The organism is Streptomyces lunalinharesii, from assembly GCF_039532155.1.
Lineage (GTDB): Bacteria > Actinomycetota > Actinomycetes > Streptomycetales > Streptomycetaceae > Streptomyces > Streptomyces lunalinharesii.
The window spans coordinates 387,562-405,606 of sequence record NZ_BAAARK010000001.1 but is presented as its reverse complement, the minus strand read 5'-3'; the positions used below and the strand labels follow the sequence as shown (position 1 = coordinate 405,606).

The 18,045-nt window shown below is 75.4% G+C and carries 17 protein-coding genes; 13 read left to right on the top strand and 4 right to left on the bottom strand.

What is annotated here, in order from left to right:
• Nucleotides 1-19: 19 nt before the first annotated feature.
• A complete protein-coding gene (locus ABD385_RS01860; protein WP_344573054.1) occupies nt 20-1,231 on the bottom strand; it encodes a pyridoxal phosphate-dependent aminotransferase in 1,212 nt (403 codons plus the stop codon).
• Between the two features lie 115 nt (nt 1,232-1,346).
• Here ABD385_RS01860 and ABD385_RS01855 point away from each other — a divergent pair, with 115 nt between their 5' ends.
• The 3 genes from ABD385_RS01855 (at nt 1,347) to ABD385_RS01845 (ending at nt 4,161) form a co-directional block, all read left to right on the top strand.
• On the top strand, nt 1,347-1,991 hold the full coding sequence (locus tag ABD385_RS01855; protein ID WP_344573053.1) for a winged helix-turn-helix transcriptional regulator: 645 nt from the start codon (nt 1,347-1,349) through the stop codon (nt 1,989-1,991).
• An 89-nt stretch (nt 1,992-2,080) separates the two neighbouring features.
• Nucleotides 2,081-2,983, top strand: a complete 903-nt coding sequence (locus ABD385_RS01850; RefSeq protein ID WP_344573052.1) for an aminoglycoside phosphotransferase family protein — start codon at nt 2,081-2,083, stop codon at nt 2,981-2,983.
• Between the two features lie 74 nt (nt 2,984-3,057).
• Nucleotides 3,058-4,161, top strand: a complete 1,104-nt coding sequence (locus ABD385_RS01845) for a glycosyl hydrolase family 18 protein (RefSeq protein ID WP_344573051.1) — start codon at nt 3,058-3,060, stop codon at nt 4,159-4,161.
• Here the strand turns inward: ABD385_RS01845 and ABD385_RS01840 are convergent.
• Nucleotides 4,081-4,974: a helix-turn-helix transcriptional regulator gene (locus ABD385_RS01840; RefSeq protein ID WP_344573050.1), complete on the bottom strand. Its 894-nt coding sequence runs from the start codon at nt 4,972-4,974 to the stop codon at nt 4,081-4,083. The genes ABD385_RS01845 and ABD385_RS01840 overlap by 81 nt on opposite strands.
• Nucleotides 4,975-5,190: 216 nt before the next feature.
• Here ABD385_RS01840 and ABD385_RS01835 point away from each other — a divergent pair, with 216 nt between their 5' ends.
• From ABD385_RS01835 to ABD385_RS01825, 3 genes are read left to right on the top strand one after another with little or no spacing between them, the layout of a single operon-like run.
• Complete coding sequence (locus tag ABD385_RS01835; protein WP_344573049.1) at nt 5,191-6,189, top strand: NADPH:quinone oxidoreductase family protein; 999 nt, start codon at nt 5,191-5,193, stop codon at nt 6,187-6,189.
• Nucleotides 6,186-7,373, top strand: coding sequence for an acyl-CoA dehydrogenase family protein (locus ABD385_RS01830; protein ID WP_344573048.1), 1,188 nt, complete (start codon nt 6,186-6,188; stop codon nt 7,371-7,373). The genes ABD385_RS01835 and ABD385_RS01830 overlap by 4 nt, the downstream gene beginning before the upstream one ends.
• Entirely contained in the window at nt 7,370-8,512 is a 1,143-nt protein-coding gene (locus ABD385_RS01825) for an acyl-CoA dehydrogenase family protein (protein WP_344573047.1), read from the top strand. The genes ABD385_RS01830 and ABD385_RS01825 overlap by 4 nt, the downstream gene beginning before the upstream one ends.
• A 43-nt stretch (nt 8,513-8,555) precedes the next feature.
• Here ABD385_RS01825 and ABD385_RS01820 read toward each other — a convergent pair whose 3' ends face one another.
• Nucleotides 8,556-9,125 carry a hypothetical protein gene (locus tag ABD385_RS01820; RefSeq protein WP_344573046.1) on the bottom strand — a complete coding sequence of 190 codons (570 nt, stop codon included), beginning with the start codon at nt 9,123-9,125 and terminating at the stop codon, nt 8,556-8,558.
• 213 nt (nt 9,126-9,338) lie between these two features.
• Here ABD385_RS01820 and ABD385_RS01815 point away from each other — a divergent pair, with 213 nt between their 5' ends.
• Nucleotides 9,339-10,679 carry a hypothetical protein gene (locus tag ABD385_RS01815; RefSeq protein ID WP_344573045.1) on the top strand — a complete coding sequence of 447 codons (1,341 nt, stop codon included), beginning with the start codon at nt 9,339-9,341 and terminating at the stop codon, nt 10,677-10,679.
• Nucleotides 10,680-10,703: 24 nt separating this feature from the next.
• Here the strand turns inward: ABD385_RS01815 and ABD385_RS01810 are convergent, their stop codons facing one another.
• Nucleotides 10,704-11,237, bottom strand: a complete 534-nt coding sequence (locus ABD385_RS01810; protein WP_344573044.1) for a cell wall hydrolase — start codon at nt 11,235-11,237, stop codon at nt 10,704-10,706.
• A gap of 135 nt (nt 11,238-11,372) precedes the next feature.
• On the opposite strand from ABD385_RS01810, the gene ABD385_RS01805 reads away from it, so the two are divergent.
• From ABD385_RS01805 to ABD385_RS01780, 6 genes are all read left to right on the top strand, one after another.
• Nucleotides 11,373-12,599 carry a S1 family peptidase gene (locus tag ABD385_RS01805; RefSeq protein ID WP_344573043.1) on the top strand — a complete coding sequence of 409 codons (1,227 nt, stop codon included), beginning with the start codon at nt 11,373-11,375 and terminating at the stop codon, nt 12,597-12,599.
• 150 nt (nt 12,600-12,749) lie between these two features.
• Complete coding sequence (locus ABD385_RS01800) at nt 12,750-14,345, top strand: ABC transporter substrate-binding protein (protein ID WP_344573042.1); 1,596 nt, start codon at nt 12,750-12,752, stop codon at nt 14,343-14,345.
• A gap of 29 nt (nt 14,346-14,374) precedes the next feature.
• A complete protein-coding gene (locus tag ABD385_RS01795) occupies nt 14,375-15,340 on the top strand; it encodes an ABC transporter permease (RefSeq protein WP_344573488.1) in 966 nt (321 codons plus the stop codon).
• Nucleotides 15,333-16,211: an ABC transporter permease gene (locus ABD385_RS01790; RefSeq protein WP_344573041.1), complete on the top strand. Its 879-nt coding sequence runs from the start codon at nt 15,333-15,335 to the stop codon at nt 16,209-16,211. The genes ABD385_RS01795 and ABD385_RS01790 overlap by 8 nt, the downstream gene beginning before the upstream one ends.
• Nucleotides 16,208-17,314, top strand: coding sequence for an ABC transporter ATP-binding protein (locus tag ABD385_RS01785; RefSeq protein ID WP_425585328.1), 1,107 nt, complete (start codon nt 16,208-16,210; stop codon nt 17,312-17,314). Before ABD385_RS01790 ends, ABD385_RS01785 begins: the two co-directional genes overlap by 4 nt.
• Nucleotides 17,298-17,978, top strand: coding sequence for an ABC transporter ATP-binding protein (locus ABD385_RS01780; RefSeq protein WP_344573040.1), 681 nt, complete (start codon nt 17,298-17,300; stop codon nt 17,976-17,978). The genes ABD385_RS01785 and ABD385_RS01780 overlap by 17 nt, the downstream gene beginning before the upstream one ends.
• The last annotated feature ends 67 nt before the right edge of the window (nt 17,979-18,045 follow it).

Sequence of the window (18,045 nt, the reverse complement as noted above, 5' to 3'; positions counted from 1 at the left end):
CGGCGGCGCGGCGGGCCCGCTACTGCCGGTAGCCGGCGAGGAACCGCCCGATCCGGCTGATCGCCGCGTCCAGGTCGTCGGCGTGCGGGAGGGTGAGGATCCGGAAGTGGTCCGGGCGCGGCCAGTTGAAGCCGGTGCCCTGCACGACCTGGATCTTCTCGCGCAGCAGCAGGTCGAGCACGAACTTCTCGTCGTCGTGGATCTTGTGGACCGCGGGGTCGAGGCGGGGGAAGGCGTACAGCGCGCCCTTGGGCTTGACGCAGGAGACGCCCGGGATCTCGTTGAGCCGCTCCCAGGCCCGGTCGCGCTGCTCCCGCAGCCGGCCACCGGGCAGGACCAGGTCCTCGATGCTCTGCCGGCCGCCGAGCGCCGCCTGGATGGCGTACTGCGCGGGGGCGTTGGGACACAGGCGCATCGACGCCAGGGTGTCCAGCCCCTCCAGGTAGTCCGCGGCGTGCTCCTTGGGGCCGGTCACCACCAGCCACCCGGACCGGAAGCCGGCCACCCGGTACGACTTGGACAGCCCACTGAAGGTCAGGCACACCAGGTCCGGTGCGAGGACCGCCGCGTGGTGGTGCACGGCGTCGTCGTAGAGGATCCGGTCGTAGATCTCGTCGGCGAAGACCATCAGCTGGTGGCGGCGGGCCAAGTCGAGCATGCCCTGGAGCACCTCGCGCGGATAGACCGCACCGGTGGGGTTGTTGGGGTTGATGATCACCAGGGCGCGGGTCCGGTCGGTGATCTTCGCGGCCAGGTCGTCGAGGTCCGGCAGCCAGTCGGCGGACTCGTCGCAGACGTAGTGCACCGGCGTGCCGCCGGCGAGCGAGGTGACCGCCGTCCAGAGCGGGAAGTCGGGCGCCGGGATGAGGACTTCGTCGCCGTCGTCCAGCAGTGCCTGGATCGCCATCGAGACCAGCTCGGAGACGCCGTTGCCCAGGTAGACGTCGTCGACGTCGACGTCGGGCAGTCCGGCCTCCTGGTAGCGCTGGGCCACCGCGCGGCGGGCCGCCAGGATGCCGCGGGACTCGGTGTAGCCGTGTGCGCGGGAGAGGTTGCGCATCACGTCCTGGAGGATCTCCTCCGGGCACTCGAAGCCGAACAGCGCCGGATTTCCGGTGTTCAGCCGCAGGACGCTGTGGCCGGCCTCCTCCAGTGCGTTCGCGTGCTCGATCACCGGTCCGCGGATCTCGTAGCAGACGTCGGCCATCTTGCTGGACTGCTTGAACTGCACGCGGCGGCCTCCTCGTTCCCACGCCCGCCGCGGGGTGCGGCAGCACTCGTGACACCGTACTTGGTTTTCCCAACTTGTCACTTGGAAAATCCAATCACATGTCTATGCTGGTGTCATGCCGCGCCGAAGTTATGACCAGTACTGCGCCGTCGCCCGGGCCCTGGACGCCGTGGGCGACCGCTGGACGCTCCTGATCGTCCGGGAACTGCTCGGCGGCTCCCGGCGGTACACCGACCTCCACGCTGACCTGCCGGGCGTCAGCACGGACATGCTCGCCTCCCGCCTGAAGGACATGGAGCGCGACGGCCTGCTCACCCGCCGCCGCCTCCCCCCGCCCGCCGCCGCCTCCGTCTACGAACTCACCCCGCGCGGTCACGGCCTGCTCCCCGCGCTGGCCGCGCTCGCCGACTGGGGCGCCCCGGCGCTCGACGAACAGCGCCCCACCGACGCGGTCCGCGCCCACTGGTTCGCCATCCCGCTGATGGCCCGGCTCGCCCGGCACTTCGCCGACGGCCCGGTGCGGACCGTCGACGTCGCCCTGGACCAGGGCGCGTTCCACGTGGTGCTGGACCCGCACGACCCCGGCGCCGCCCGCTACGCCGACGGCCCGGCCGCCCACCCCGACGCCGTCCTGCGGATGGACACCGCCACCTGCGTCGCCCTCGCCCACGACCGCTTCTCCCTCACCGAGGGCCTCGCGGCCGGCTGGATCGAGGAGTCCCGCCCCGAGGACCGCACCACGGACCCGGCCGCGGTCTGAGCGAGGGGCCGCCCGTGTGCCGGCGACCGTCCCCGCCGGCTGTCGCCGCGCCCTTGCTGCCGTTCACCGGGCGTGCCACCGTGCGTCCGGTGAACGCGGACCCGCCGCCATCCCGCCCACCCTCCGGGGCGGTCCCCTGGCACACCCACGACGTCGTCCTGCACCCCGACCGGGTCGTCAAGCGCTTCCGCCGATCCGAAGGGCGCGACCCCTTCGTGCGAGAACGGCGCGCGCTGGTGCTGCTCGCCAGGCACGCCCCGGACCTCGCCCCGGTCCTCCTGGACGTCCGGGACCCGACGGGTGCGGCGGCCCCACCCACCCTCGTGACGTCCCGACTCCCGGGCGACTGCTTGCGCGGAAAACCGCTCGGACCGCGGCAGTTGACGGCCTGGGCGCGGGCCGTCCAGGCCGTCCACTCCGCACTGCCGCCCGCCGAGCTGGCCCGGCTCCCGCTTCGCCGCGGCCACCAGCGGGACGCCGTCGCACGGGTGCGCGCCTGGTGCGCGACGCCGCCGGACCGGCCGCTCGCCCCGGCCGTGCGGCGGGCGCTGCGCGCCGGCACCAACTGGCTCGACCGGGTGTGGCCCGACGCCCCGGACGCCGACCGTCCCCTCCCGGCAGAGGTCCCGGCAGATGTCCCGGCCGTGTTCGGCGCGGGCGACGGCAACGCGGCCAACTACCTCTGGGACGGCCGCCGCGTCCGGGTCGTCGACTTCGAGGAGTCCGGCCGCAGCGACCGGGCCTACGAACTCGCCGAGATCGTCGAGCACGTCGCCGCCTGGCTGCCGCGCCCGTTCGACACCGCCGCGTTCCTGGACCGCTTCGCGCTGACCCCGGCCGAGTCCGCCCGCCTGCGGGAGTGCCGCACGCTGCACGCCCTGGTGTGGCTCTGCCTGCTCGCGGCCGACGATCCCGCGCGCCCCAGGAACCCGCCCGGCACCGCCGAACGGCAGGCCCGGCGACTGTGGCGGCGACTCGACGACGCCCCGTGACCGCCGGCCCGCCGCCCCGCCATTCGGCCGCACTGATGGGGCGTCAGGCGACCCGGCGGGCGAGGCTTGAGGGCATGGAACGAGCACGGTGGACGCCGAGGCGCGGGCGGGTCGGCGGGGTGGTGCTGGCGGTGTGGGTGCTGCTCGCCGGGGTGGTGCTGCCCGCCGGGGCGGCCGGCGCCGCGCGGCCGGCGGAGCGGGCGGGCCGGGGATCGGCGTGGCTGCCGTTCTGGGGCGACGTCGAGGGCGCCTACCGGGACGCGTTGGCGCACGCCGACCAACTCCACACCGTCAGCCCCTTCTGGTACGAGACGACGGGGGAGCGCGCGGTCACCGGCCGGCCCGGCGCGGTCCGGCCGGAGGTCGTCGCGGGGCTGCACCGGGCCGGGATCGCGGTGGTGCCGACGGTGACCGAGACGCTCGACGCGGCGGCGATGGGGGAGTTGCTGCACGATCCGGCGCGCCGCCGGGCCCACGTCGACGCGCTGCTGGGCGTGGTGGCGAGCCAGCACTACGACGGGATCGACCTGGACTACGAGACGATGGCGGTGACCGGCGACGCGGCGGCCCGGGCCCGGGTGCGCAGCGGCTACGTCACCCTCGTCGACGAACTCTGCGCGCGACTGCACCGCCGGGGCAGGACGTGCGTGGTGACGGTGATGCCGCGGATCCGCGGCGCCGGCGCGGCCTTCGCCTACCGGCGCCTGGGCGCGCTCGCGGACACCGTGCGGTACATGGGCTACGACCTGCACTGGTCGCGGGGCGAGCCGGGCCCGCTGTCGTCGAGGGACTGGTACGCGCGGATCCTGCGCGACGCCACCGCCGAGGTGCCCCGGGACCGGATCGAGCTGGCCTTCCCCGGCTACGGCTGGGACTGGGTGCCCGGCAGCGGCCGGCGCGCCACCCACGTGACCTGGCACGAGGCCGAGGCGCTGCGGCGGCGGGTCGGCGCCCGGTACGGCTTCGACGCGGACTCCGGCACCCCGCACTTCCGCTACGCCAGCGGCGGTGAGCGGCACGAGGTCTGGTACCAGGACGCGCGGGGCGTCCGGGAGCAGCTGCCGCTGCTGGCGGCGTACGGGGTGCGGGGGCGGGGGCTATGGGCGCTCGGGTTCGAGGATCCGGGCGTCTGGGCCGCGTTCCGCGGCGAGCAGGCGGAGCGCGGCCTCGGACGGTGAGCCGTCGGCGGCGGTGAACATCAAGACGGCCTGCCCGGAGCCGTCCGGGGTCTGCATCATCTCGAAGTCCAGGGTCATCTCGCCCACCAGCGGATGGTGGAAGTGCTTGGTGCCGAAGGCGCAGTTGCTCACCGAGTGGCGCGACCACAGGGCGCTGAACTCGGGACTCTTCATCGACAACTCGCCTATCAGCTCCGCCAGTTGCGGGTCGTCGGGGCGCTGGCCCGCGACCACCCGCAGGGCGGCGACGGCGCGCCGGGCCTCCTCCGCGCGCTCCGGGTACAGCTCGCGGGTGTGCGGGTCGAGGAAGAGCAGCCGCTGGGTGTTGGGCCGGTCCTGGGGGCGGGACGGGGCGTCGAAGTCCAGGTGGCCGGCGAGCAGCGCGTGCCCGAGGCGGTTCCAGGCCAGCACCTCGAAGCGCGGCCCGAGGGCGACGGCCGGCACGCCCGACACGGCGGCGAGCAGCTGCCGCACGCCGGGGCGGGCGGTGGCGGGGCGGGCCGCCGGGCGGCGCCGGCCCGGTGCCGGGCGGGCGAGCTGCCGCAGGTGGGCGCGCTCGTCGGGGGTCAGCCGCAGTGCCCGGGCCAGGGCGTCCAGCACGCCCTCCGAGGCGTTGTGGCTCTGGCCCTGTTCGAGGCGGGTGTAGTAGGCGACGCTGACGCCGGCGAGCTGGGCGAGCTCCTCGCGCCGCAGCCCGGGGACCCGGCGCCGGGCCCCGTAGGAGACCAGGCCGACGTCCTCCGGCTTCAGCCGGGCGCGGCGGGTGCGCAGGAAGTCCCCGAGTGCACTGGGGCCGGTGGCGGGTGAGTCCATGCCGGCCAGTCTGCGCCATGGGACGGCCCGGGTGCCTGTCCCTGTCATGGCCAGGCTGGCGGCCGGGCGAGGGGGGTCGTCCGGTGGCCGGGAGGGCCGCGGCGGGCCCGGCCGGAACTGTTCCTTCGGAGATACCGACCGCTTAGTATGCCCCGTGGCGGGGGCCGGTTCCCGGTCCCGCACCAGCCGTACGTCCGAGGTCTGTGGAGGCATCAGGTGAAGGCATGGCGCGTGCACGCGAACGGGGAGCCGCGAGCGGTGATGCGGCTGGAGGACGTGGCCGACCCGCAGCCCGGCCCCGGCCAGGTGCTGCTGCGGGTGCGGGCCGCCAACGTCAACTTCCCCGACGCGCTGCTGTGCCGGGGCCAGTACCAGGTCCGGCCGCCGCTCCCGTTCACCCCCGGCGTGGAGATCTGCGGCGAGGTGCTGGCCGCCGGTGACGGGGCGCGCGCGCAGGTCGGCGCGCGGGTGCTGGCCCAACCGGCCCTGCCCGGCGGCGGCTTCGCCGAACTCGCGGTCGCCGACGCCGCGACGCTCCGACCGGCCCCCGACGCCCTCGACGACGCGGGCGCCGCCGCGCTGCACATCGGCTACCAGACCGGCTGGTTCGGACTGCACCGCCGGGCCCGCCTCCAAGCCGGCGAGACGCTGCTGGTGCACGCCGCGGCCGGCGGCGTCGGCAGCGCCGCCGTCCAGCTGGGCCGGGCCGCCGGCGCCCGGGTCATCGGCGTCGTCGGCGGCCCCGAAAAGGCCCGCACCGCCCGTGCGCTGGGCTGCGACCTGGTCCTCGACCGGCACGCAGACGACCTCGTCGCCGCCGTCAAGGAGGCCACCGACGGGCGGGGCGCGGACGTGGTCTACGACCCGGTGGGCGGCGACGCCTACGCCAAGTCCACCAAGTGCATCGCCTTCGAGGGCCGGATCGTCGTCGTCGGCTTCGCCGGCGGCACGATCCCCACGCCGGCCCTCAACCACGCCCTGGTCAAGAACTACGCCGTCCTCGGCCTCCATTGGGGCCTGTACAACACCAAGGACCCGGCCGCCGTCGACGCCTGCCACGAGGAGCTGACCAAGCTCGCCGCCCGGGGCGCGATCGAGCCGCTGATCGGCGGACGGGTCCCGTTGTCGGGCGCCGCCGACGCCGTCCAACGGGTCGCCGACGGGGACTCCGTCGGCCGCCTGGTGGTGCTCCCCGGCGCGGAGGAGGCCCGATGACCGACGCCGCCGACCTGCGCCGGCGCACCGCCGCCCTGCTCGCCGCGCACCCCGTGGCCACGACCGACCGGCTGGACTTCCTGCGCGCCCGCTTCGACGCCGGACTGGCCTGGGTGCACTTCCCCGAGGGGCTCGGCGGCCTCGGCGCCCCGCGCGCCCTCCAGGCCGTCGTCGACGCCGAACTGACCGCCGCCGGCGCCCCGGACAACGACCCCGGCCGGATCGGCATCGGCCTGGGGATGGCCGCGCCGACCGTCCTGCGCTACGGCACCGACGAGCAACGGCGGCGCTTCCTGCGGCCGTTGTGGACCGGCGAGGAGGTGTGGTGCCAGCTCTTCAGCGAGCCCGGCGCCGGCTCCGACCTGGCCGGACTGGCCACCCGCGCGGTCCGGGACGACGACGGTGGCGGGTGGGTCGTCGACGGCCAGAAGGTCTGGACCTCCAGCGCCCACCTGGCGCGTTGGGCGATCCTGGTGGCCCGCACCGACCCGACGGTCCCCAAGCACCGCGGCATGACGTACTTCGTGTGCGACATGACCGACCCCGGTGTCGAGGTGCGGCCGCTGCGCCAGATCACCGGCGAGGCGGAGTTCAACGAGGTCTTCCTCACCGGCGTCAAGATCCCCGACGCGCACCGCCTCGGCGAGGTCGGCGACGGCTGGCGGGTCGCCCAGACCACGCTGATGAACGAGCGGGTCGCCATCGGCGGCGCCCGCACCCCGCGCGAGGGCGGCATGATCGGGGTCGCCGCGGCCGCCTGGCGCACCCACCCCGAACTGCGCACCCACGACCTGCACCAGCGACTGCTGAAGCTCTGGGTGGACGCCGAGGTCGCCCGCCTCACCGGCGAACGGCTGCGCCAGCAGCTGACCCAGGGCCAGCCGGGCCCCGAAGGCAGCGGCATGAAACTGGCCTTCGCCCGGCTCGCCCAACAGATCAGCGGCTGGGAGGTGGAGTTCCGCGGCGAGGACGGCCTCACCTACGACGACTGGACGCTGCGCCGCCCCGAGGGCGTCGACTTCACCGGCCGGGTCGCCGGCTACCGCTACCTGCGCGCCAAGGGCAACTCCATCGAGGGCGGCACCTCCGAAGTGCTGCTCAACATCGTGGCCGAGCGCGTCCTGGGCCTGCCGCCCGAGCCGCGCACCGACAAGGACGTCGCGTGGAAGGACCTCCCCCGATGACCGGCACCGACGCGAGTGCACCCGACCTGCTGTACTCCGCCGAGGAGGACGCCCTGCGCGCCGCCGTCCGGGCACTGCTCACCGACCGCTGCGCGCCGGCCGCCGTCCTCGCCGACCTGGAGACCGGCCGCCCGTACGACCCGGAGCTGTGGCGCGCCCTGACCGCTGAGATCGGCGCCGCCGGGCTGCTGGTCCCCGAGAAGCTCGGCGGGCAGGGCGCCGGCGCCCGCGAGGCCGCCGTCGTCCTGGAGGAGCTGGGCCGGGCGGTCGCCCCGGTGCCCTACCTGAGCAGTGCGGTGCTCGCGGTCACCGCGCTGCTCGGCTGCGACACCGACCGGGCCGAGGTCGCCGACCCGCTGGCCGCACTCGCCGCGGGCCGCACCGTCGGGGTGCTCGCCGTCCCGCTGCCGACCGCCCCCGGCGGGCCGGGCACGGCCACCGTGCGGGCGGACGCCGCCGGCGCGCTCACCGGGCGGATCACCTCGGTCGCCGACGCCGCCGGCGCCGGGTTGCTGCTCGTCCCGGCCGAGGGCCCGGACGGGCCGGCGCTGTACGCCGTGGACGCCGCGGCGGACGGCGTGCGCACCGAGCCGCTCACCCCGCTCGACCTGACCCGACCGCTGGCCCACGTGGTGCTGGACCGGGCCCCGGGCCGCCCGCTGGCCCACGGGGAGCGGGCCCGGACCGCCGTGGACCGGGCGCTGCGCACCGGCGCCGGGCTGCTCGCCTCGGAACAGCTCGGGCTCGCCGAGTGGTGCCTGGAGGAGACCGTGCGGTACACCGGCGAGCGCACCCAGTTCGGCCGCCCGGTCGGCTCGTTCCAAGCGCTCAAGCACCGGATGGCCGCGCTCTGGCTGGACGTCGTCTCGGCCCGGGCGGCGGCCCGCAACGCCGCCGACGCGCTGGCCGCCGACCGCCCCGACGCGCCGGTGGCGGTCGCGGTGGCACAGGCGTACTGCGCGCCGGTCGCGGTGCGCACCGCCGAGGAGTGCGTCCAACTGCACGGCGGCATCGGGATGACCTGGGAGCACCCGGCGCACCTGTTCCTCAAGCGCGCCAAGGGCGACGAACTCGCCCTCGGCGCGCCGGGCCGCCACCGGGAGGCGCTGGCCGGCCTGGTCGACCTGGCCGCGCCCTGAGCCCGTCGGCCCGGTGCCCCGGCGGCCGGCGTGCCCCGGCGGTTCAGTCGGTGACGGCGAACGGGCGGCTGAAGGCGCGGGCGGTGCCGTTGCCGGCGGCGACCTCCAGCGCGTAGGCCCGGCCGGGCGGCACCGCGGGCAGCGTCACCAGGGCCTCGCCGGCACGCGCCGCGCCGGCGCGCGGGGAGACCAACGCCAGTCGCTGTATCCGGCCGCGGCCGGCGGTCGCGCTCAGCCAGACGTCCACCTCGGCGCCGGTGGAGTTGGTCCAGGCGAGCGGGAAGCTGCCGTTGGCCCGCAGGTTCACCGGGCCGGCGGGCGCCGTGACCTGGATCTTCCCGGCCGGCCGGGGACCGGCGGGGCGGGCCGCGGCCGGGCCCGGCGCGGCGGTCGCGGCCCGGACCGCCGGTTCCGCGCCGGCCGGCCCGTCGCGGCTGAAGGCGGTGCGGCCGGCGGCGACCGTGCCGGCGGCGACCGCCGGGGCCGCGGCGGGGGACGCGGCCCGTTCGGAGCCGCGGTGCGTGGGGGCCAGTTCGAGGACCAGCGTGCAGCCGACCGCGGTGGCGGCGACCGCGACGGCGAGGGTGTTGGCCGTCTCGGCAACCCTGCCCATCGTGTCCTCCTTCGCTCGGGGGAGGGACGGCCGGAACCTCCCCCGCGACCTTGATCATCAAAAACCCACGCCCGGCGACCACCTGCATGGGCAGCTCCGGCGCGACAGGCTCCGGAGCACGCGGCATACTGCGCGCCGCACGCGGCCCGTAGGTAAAAGATGCGTAAAGTGGCGAGGGTGTCTGGAAAGTGCGGTTCGGGTAGCGTCGGAGCCATGAAGACCGCAACCCGCCGTGTGCTGATCGGACCGGTGCTCCTGCTGCTGGCGGCCCTCCTCACGATGGTCACGGTGGCCGCGCCCGGCGCGCACGCCGCGGGTGGCCTGGACGAGGCGGCCGCGGCGCTGCGGAAGGGCCCGGTCTACGTCGACCCCCGCGCCTCAGGTCAGTTTTCGGCCAGCCAGGCGGATGCCCTCACCAAGAAGATCAAGGACTCCGGCAAGCCGGTCTTCGTCGCCGTCCTGCCCCGGACCTCCGACTACCCGCCGGCCACGCTGCTACGGGACCTGCGGACCAAGGTCGGCATCGCCGGCGTCTACGCGGTCGAGCTCGGCGACGGCTTCAACGCCGGCGCCGACCCCCGGGTGATGCCGCGCACCGCCGTGCAGAACCTCGTCGGCGCCGTCAACCGCTCCTCGTACCCGACCGTCTCCGCGCGCGTCAACAGCTTCGTCGACACCGCGGTCACCGAAGCCCACGGGCACGCCCCGGCCTCCTGGGGCGGCGCCGCCGGCGGCTTCGGCACCGGCACCGCCATCGGCCTGGGCGCGCTGATCGTCGTCGGGGGCGGCGGCGCCTACGCCATCGCCCGCCGCAACCGCCGCCAGCGGGCCGAGGAGGAGCGCGCCGCCCTCGAAGACCTGCGGATCGTGGTCGACGAGGACATCACCGCGTTCGGCGAGGAACTGGACCGGCTGGACTTCGACCCGGGCGAGTCCGGCGCCGACGACGCGATGCGCGCCGACTACGCCCACGCCCTGGACGCCTACGAGGACGCCAAGTCGGCGATGGCCGCGGCCGAGCGCCCCGGCGACGTGCAGGCGGTCACCAAGGAGCTGGAGGAGGGCCGCTTCGCGCTCGCCACACTGGCCGCGCGCCGCACCGGTCAGCCGCTGCCGGAGCGGCGGCTGCCCTGCTTCTTCGACCCCCGGCACGGCCCGTCGGTGGTGGACGCCGCCTGGGCCCCGCCCGGTGGCGCGGAGCGCACCGTCCCGGTCTGCGCGGCCGACCAGAGCCGGCTTCAGGACGGCCGCGAGCCGCTGGCCCGCACCGTCCGCACCGCGCAGGGCGACCGCCCCTACTGGGACGCGGGGCCGGCCTACGCCCCCTGGGCCGGCGGCTACTTCGGCGGCGGGCTGCTCCCCGGCCTCCTGGTCGGCACCACCCTCGGCCACCTGATGGCGGCCGGCCCCGCCTACGGCGCCGACTTCGGCGGCTACCAGGGAGCGGAGGGCGGCGACGTCACGGGTGCCGACTTCGACCCGGGGGACTTCGGCGGCGGCTTCGGCGGCGACGGCGGCTTCGGCGACGGGGGCTTCGGCGGCGGCGACTTCTGACCGCGGCGGGCCGCCCGGCGCCGGCTACCCGGCCCGGCCGTCGCCCGGCACCACCCGCTTGGCGCCCAGGAGACGGGCGTACCGCGGCCGCACCGCGAAGTCGGCGTAGCTCCACACCACCGGGCGGCCCACCTCCCGGCACAGGTGCAGCACCCGGTCCGGGCCCAGGTGGACGCCGACGTGGGCGCCGTACCCGGCGGGCCGTCCGGCGACCGGGCCGGCGTCGAAGAGCACCAGGTCCAGCGGGCCCGGCGGGGCGGCCGGCCGGGTCGCGGCGCGGTCCGCCCAGAGTTCGGCCGACCGCAGCGGCGGCACCCGCAGCCCGAAGTGGCCCAGTACGGCGTAGGCGTAGCGCTGGCAGTTGGCGCCCCGGGTGAGGTCCGGGAGCGCCGCCGGGCCGGCCGCCGGCGGCCCGGCCGGGTGTGACGGGCATTCAGGTGCCCCGGCTCCCGGATGGCGGGCGGCCGAGTAGGCGACGTTCCGCAGCGCCCCGGGCAGCCCCGCGAACGCGACCGGGCCGTGGGGGGTGGGGACTTGGGGGCGATCGGGAGCGGTCACCGGACCATGATGCGGCCGCTCCTCCCGGTGCTGCCCGGCGCGGTGTCGAGGAGTCTCGACTAGGGCTGATCCATGCACACGCCCAAGTCCGGTCCGCCGGGCCCGACGTGTACTCGACACCGCGAGGAGACCCCGATGGAACGCCGCATTCCCAAAGTCGCGCTGTGGAGCGCGGCCGCGGCCGCCGTGCTGGCGGCCGTCGCCCCGAACGGTCCGGCGCGGGCCGTGCCGCAGCCCGACCCCAGCCCCCAGCCCTCCCAGCGGGGCATGCTCGACGCGATGCGCCGGGACCTCGGACTCTCGCCGGTGCAGGCCCGCACCCGGCTCGCGCAGGAGGCCGAGGCCCAGCACACCGCGCTCGCGGTGCGCCGGGCGCTGGCCGCGCCGCCCGCCGGGATGTGGTTCGACGCCTCGCTCGGCCGGCTCGTCGTCGCGGTGACCGACGCCGCCGACGCCCGCCGGGTGCGGTCCGCCGGCGCGGTGCCCAAGACCGTCCGGCACAGCCGGGCGACGCTGCGCGGCATGGTGCAGCAGATCGCCGAGCGGGCCGGGCGCGGCGTGCCCGGCGTCACCGGCTGGGGCATCGACGAACGCGCCAACGGGGTGGTGGTGCGGGTCGACCGCGCGGCGCGCACCAACCGCACCGCCGGTTTCGAGAGCACGGTCCGCCAGCTCGCGGTCCGTTCGCGGGTGCCGGTCTCCGTCGAGCGCAGCGACCAGGCGCCGCGCCAGCAGAGCGGCACGGTCGTCGGCGGCGAGCGCTGGATGCCGGGCACCGACGGCATCTGCTCGATCGGCTTCTCGGTGACCGGTCCCAGCGGGCTCCGCGGCTTCGTGACGGCCGGTCACTGCACCTTGAAGGCCAACCAGCCCGCGTACGGCAAGGACAACAGCCGGCTGGGCACCTCCAACCAGGGCGGCGCGCACAGCGTCAACGGCTACGAGGGCGACTTCGGCCTGGTGACGGTCGACCAGCAGGGCTGGAAGCTGAGCCCGTCGGTGGCCGGCCAGGGCGGCAGCCCGGTGACCGTCACCGGCTCGCAGGAGGCGATCGTCGGGATGTCGATCTGCCACTCGGGCCAGACCAGCGGCTGGCGCTGCGGCGAGGTGACCCGCACCGACCAGACCGTGGACTACGGCAACACCGTCATCTCCGGCCTGTCCTTCACCAACGCCTGCTCGGCGGCCGGGGATTCGGGCGGTTCGTACGTCACCCAGCCCGGCGCCCCGAAGGCCGTCGGCGTGCACTCCGGCGGCGGCGCGGCCACCTGCGACGTCGGCGGGGACACCGTCACCATCTTCCAGCCGATCGACGAGCCGCTGCGCAAGTGGGACCTGAAGCTGGTGACCGGCACCCCGTGAGCCGCGGTCCGGTCCCGGGGGTGGCCGCGGTCGAGCAGATCGGAGGCGTCCGGGACCGGTTCATGACCACACCTTTACGTACTGTTTAATGGCAACCGCATAATTGCGAGCGGTTCGCAACAACAGTCGATCTTCAAAAGGGGTGTGGGCATGACGTCCCGGTCCATACGGCGCGTGGCCGCCACCGCGCTGGCGGCCACGATGGCGCTCACCGCGGCGGCCTGCGCCGCGCCGAACGAGGGCCGGGGCAGCGGCAAGCCCACGGACACCGCGGTCGTCGGCATCGCCTACGAGCCCGAAACGCTCAGCCCGCTCCTGGGCTACGGCAAGGACGGCAACTCCAAGATCTTCGACGGGCTGCTCACCCACGACGCCGAGATGCGCCTGAAGCCCGCACTGGCCGCCGCCCTGCCCAAGGTCACCGACGGCGGCACGACCTACACCTTCACCCTCCGCCCGGGCGTGAAGTTCAGCGACGGCAAGCCGTTCACCGCCGACGACGTGGTCTTCACCTACGCGACCATCCTCGACGAGAAGACCAACAACGCCTCCAAGGCCGAGCTCGACGCCCTCGACACGGTGAAGAAGAAGGACGACCGGACCGTCGTCTTCCACCTGAAGTACCCCTATGCCCCGTTCGCCGAGCGCACCGTCCTGCCCATCGCCCCCCAGCACCTCGCGGGCAAGCAGGACGTCAACACCGGGACCTTCACCACCCACCCGGTCGGCACCGGCCCCTACGTCCTGACCAAGTGGTCCAAGGGCGAGAAGCTCACCTTCACCGCCAACCCGCACTACTGGGGCGGCGCGCCGAAGGTCAAGCACTTCACCATGGCGATCATCAAGGACGACGACATCCGCGCCACCCGGCTGCGCTCCGGCGACCTCGACGGCGCCATCCTCCCGCCGGAACTCGCCGCCACCTTCAAGGCCGACCAGGGCCGCAAGACCGTCGCCGCCAAGACCTTCGACTACCGCAACGTCACCCTGCCCAGCGCCAACCCGGTCACCGGCGACCGCGCCGTACGCCGGGCGCTCGACCTCGCCGTCGACCGCCAGGCCATGGTCAAGGGCATCCTCAGCGGCGCCGGCAAGCCCGCCTACGGACCGGTGCCGACCGACAGCCCCTGGTTCGCCAAGGGCACCGAGCGCCCGCACGACCTCGGCAAGGCCCAGCAGATCCTCGACGAGGCCGGCTGGAAGAAGGGCCCCGACGGCGTCCGCGCCAAGGACGGCCAGCGCGCCTCCTTCACCCTCTGGTACCTCTCCGGCGACAAGCTCCGCCAGGAGCACGCCCTGGCCTTCGCCTCCGACGCCAAGAAGGCCGGCATCGAGGCCAAGGTCGAGTCCGGCACCTGGGAGGCGATCGAGCCCAACATGAAGCAGGACGCCGTCCTCGCCGGCGGCGGCAGCCCCGCCGACCCCGACTTCGACCAGTACCTGCTGCTGCACTCCTCGCTCGCCGGCGACGGCTTCAACAACATGTCCCGGTACGCCAACAAGACCGTCGACGACCAACTCGTCGCCGCCCGCCGCACCGACGACCACCAGGCCCGCAAGAACGCCTACGACACCGTCCAGCGCGAACTGGTCAAGGACCCCGCCTACGTCTTCCTCACCCACGTCGACCACCTCTACGTGCTCGACGACCGCTGGCAGGGCCTGACCACCCAGGTCGAACCGCACGACCACGGCCTGGCCTCCGGCCCCTGGTGGAACGTCGAGGACTGGCAGCCCACGAAGTGACCGCGCCGACCCCGCTGCCCTGGGGGCCGATGGCGCGGATGACGGCACGGCGGGCACTGACCGCCGTGCCGGTCCTGCTCGCCGTCACCCTCGGGGTGTTCGCGATCGCCGCCGCCTCCCCCTTCGACCCGGTGCGCGCCTACGCCGGCACCGCCGGACTCACCGCCTCGCAGGACAACCTCGACCAGCTCCGCCACAACCTCGGCGTCGACCAGCCGCTGCTCACCCGCTGGTGGGACTGGCTGACCGGCGCCCTCACCGGCGACCTCGGCGACTCCGCGAGCCTGCGCGCCCCGGTCTCCCAGGTCATCGGCGAACGCCTCGGCTGGTCGGTGCTGCTGTGCGCCCTGGCCTTCGCCCTCGCCGTGGCCGCCGGCACCGTCCTCGGCGTCCTGGCCGCCCGGCGCCGCGGCGGCCTCCTCGACCGCGCCGTCACCGCCACCGCCTACGTGCTGGAGGCCGCCCCGCCCTACTGGCTCGGTCTGCTCGCCGTCTGGCTCGGCGCCCTCAAACTCGGCGTGCTGCCCGCCGGCGGCCTCACCGACACCGGCAGCGACCTCGTGACCGCCGGCCAGGCCGCCCGCCACCTCGTGCTGCCGGTGCTGGTGCTCGCCGTCTCCCAACTGCCGTGGTTCGTGCTCTACGTCCGCCAGGGCGTCGCCGACGCCCTCGCGGAGGACCCCGTGCGCGGCGCCCGCGCCCGCGGCCTGCGCGAACGCACCGTGCTGCGCCAGCACGCGCTGCGCTCCGGCCTGCTGCCCGTGCTCACCCTGATCGGCTCCCGCGTGCCCGAACTCATCACCGGCGCCCTCCTGGTGGAGACCGTCTTCAGCTGGCCCGGCATCGCCGCCGCCACCGTCCAGGCCGCCACCAGCGTGGACTTCCCACTGCTGGCCGCGCTGACGGCACTGGCCACCGCCGCCGTCCTCGCCGGCAACCTGCTGTCCGACCTGCTCTACGGGCTGGCCGACCCGCGGGTGGGCTTCGATGGCTAGCGCCAGCACGTCCGCCGCGCCACCGCGGAGCCGGCGCGGCACCGGCTCCCGGCGCGCCCTGCGCCTACGGGTCTGCGCCGGCATCCTCGCCGTCGTCGTCCTCGCCGTCGTCCTCGTCCCGCTGCTGGTCCCCCTGGACCGGCAGGCCGTGGACCTGGCCGCCAAACTCCAACCGCCCTCGTTCACGCACCCGTTCGGCACCGACGAGGTCGGCCGCGACCTGCTGCTGCGCTGCGTCTACGGACTGCGCGTCTCGCTGCTGGTCGGGGTGGTCGCCGCCGTGGTCGCCACGGTCATCGGCACCGCCGTCGGAGCGCTGGCCGGCGCGCTCGGCGGCTGGGCCGACCGCACCGTGATGCGCCTGGTCGACCTCTTCTCCTCCGTGCCGCACCTGCTGCTGGGCATCTTCATCGTCGCGATGTTCCGGCCCGGCGTCTGGCCGGTGATCGTCTCGGTGGCGCTGACGCACTGGCTGTCCACCGCCCGGATCGTCCGCGCCGAGGTGCTCTCGCTGCGCTCCCGACCGCACCTCGACGCCGCCCTCACCGGCGGCGCCTCCCGCTGGCGGGTGACGACCCGTCACCTGCTGCCGGCCGTACTGCCGCAGGCCGCACTCGCCGCCGTGCTGATGGTGCCGCACGCCATCTGGCACGAGTCCGCGCTCTCCTTCCTCGGCCTGGGGCTGCCCGCCCACGAGGCGAGCCTGGGCATCATGGCCAACGCCGCCCGCAGCTCCCTGCTGGCCGGCGACTGGTGGCCCACCCTCTTCCCCGGCCTGTTCCTCGTCGTGCCCACCCTCGCCGTCGCCGGCCTGGCCGGCGCCTGGCGGGAGCGGCTCAACCCGCGCCGCCGATCGGAGCTGATGCTGTGAGCGCCCACCGGACCGCGGCGGACGCCGCCCACCCGACACCCGAGGGGAACGCCGACCGGAACCCCGACCGGCCCCTCCTCACCGTCCGCGACCTGACCGTCCGCTTCCGGATGCCCGGCGGCCGGTCCGTCGCCGCGGTCACCGACGCCGCCTTCGACCTGGCGCCCGGATCATGCCTGGTCCTCGTCGGCGAGAGCGGCTGCGGCAAGTCCGTGCTCGCCTCGGCACTGCTCGGCCTGCTGCCCGGCAACGCCGAGGCCACCGGCACCGCGCTGCTCACCGACGCCCACGGCACCATCGACCTGCTCGCCGCCAGCGAGACCGAACTGGCCCGCTCCGTGCGCGGCCGCCGGATCGGACTGATCCCGCAGAGCCCGGCCGCCCACCTCACCCCCGTCCGCACCGTCCGCGCCCAACTGGAAGAAACCGTCCGGGAGTTGACCGACACCCCGCGCGGACCCGCACTGCGGTCGGCCGCCGAGCGGATCGCCGCCCGCGCCGCCTTCCCGACCGGCCACCTCGACCGCCACCCGCACCAACTCTCCGGCGGCCTGGCCCAGCGCGCCGCCACCGCCCTCGCCCTGGCCGGCGACGCCCCGCTCCTGCTCGCCGACGAACCGACCACCGGCCTCGACCGCGACCTGGTCGACCGCACCGTCGACGAACTCCGCCGGCACCTCGCCACCACGCCGTCCCCACCCGCCACACCCTCCCTACCGTCCCCGCCCGCCACGAACGGCACCGGCCGCGCCCTGCTGATGATCACTCACGACCTGACGGCGGCCGAGCGGATCGCCGACCGGGTCGCCGTGATGTACGCCGGACGGATCGTCGAACTCGCCGACGCCCCACGGTTCTTCGGCGCCCCCGGCCCCCGCCACCCCTACGCCCGCGGCCTGCTGGACGCCCTGCCCGAGCGGGCCTTCACCCCCATCCCCGGAATGCCGCCCGAACTCGGCGACCTGCCGGACGGCTGCGCCTTCGCCGCCCGCTGCGACCACGCCACCGCCCGCTGCACGACGCTCCCCGCACCGCGCGACGGCGTCGCCTGCCACCATCCGGGCCCGCCGGAGACGGAGACCGACCGTGCTCGAACTGCGTGACATCACCGCCGGATACGACCGCCGCGCCCCCGTCGTGCGCGGCGTGTCGCTGGCCGTCGCCCCGGGCGAAGCGGTCGGCCTGCTCGGCCCCAGCGGCTGCGGCAAGTCGACCCTGGCCCGGGTCGCCGCCCTGCTGCACCGCCCGGACGCCGGCACCGTGGTCCTGGACGGCACGCCCGCCCACGGCTGGCGCCACCGCGCCCCGCGCGCGCAGCGCACCGCCTTCGGCGTCCTCTTCCAACAGCCCCGGCTGTCCGCCGACCCCCGCCTGCGGCTCGCCGACGTGATCGCCGAGCCGCTGCGCGCCACCGGCCGGAAAACCGAAGTGGCAAACAGACTGGGGGAGTTGGGGCCACTCGTCGGCCTCGGCGCGGAGCTGCTCACCCGACGCCCGCACGAGGTCAGCGACGGCCAGCTGCAACGCGCCTGCCTGGCCCGCGCCCTGGTGCTCCGCCCGCGCTGGCTGATCTGCGACGAGATGACCGCGATGCTGGACGCCTCCACCACCGCCGCGCTCGTCGCCGTCGTCGAGTCCTACCGGCGGGAGACCGGCGCAGGACTGCTCGCCGTCGGCCACGACCGCACGCTGCTGGAACGTTGGTGCGACCGCACCGTCAGCTGGGCGGCACTGGGCACCACCACCGGAATGCCCGGCGCGGGCTGAGCGTTCCCCCTACGATGGTCCGGCGCGTGACGCACGAGCACTACCGTGCCGGAAGTGACCAACGGTG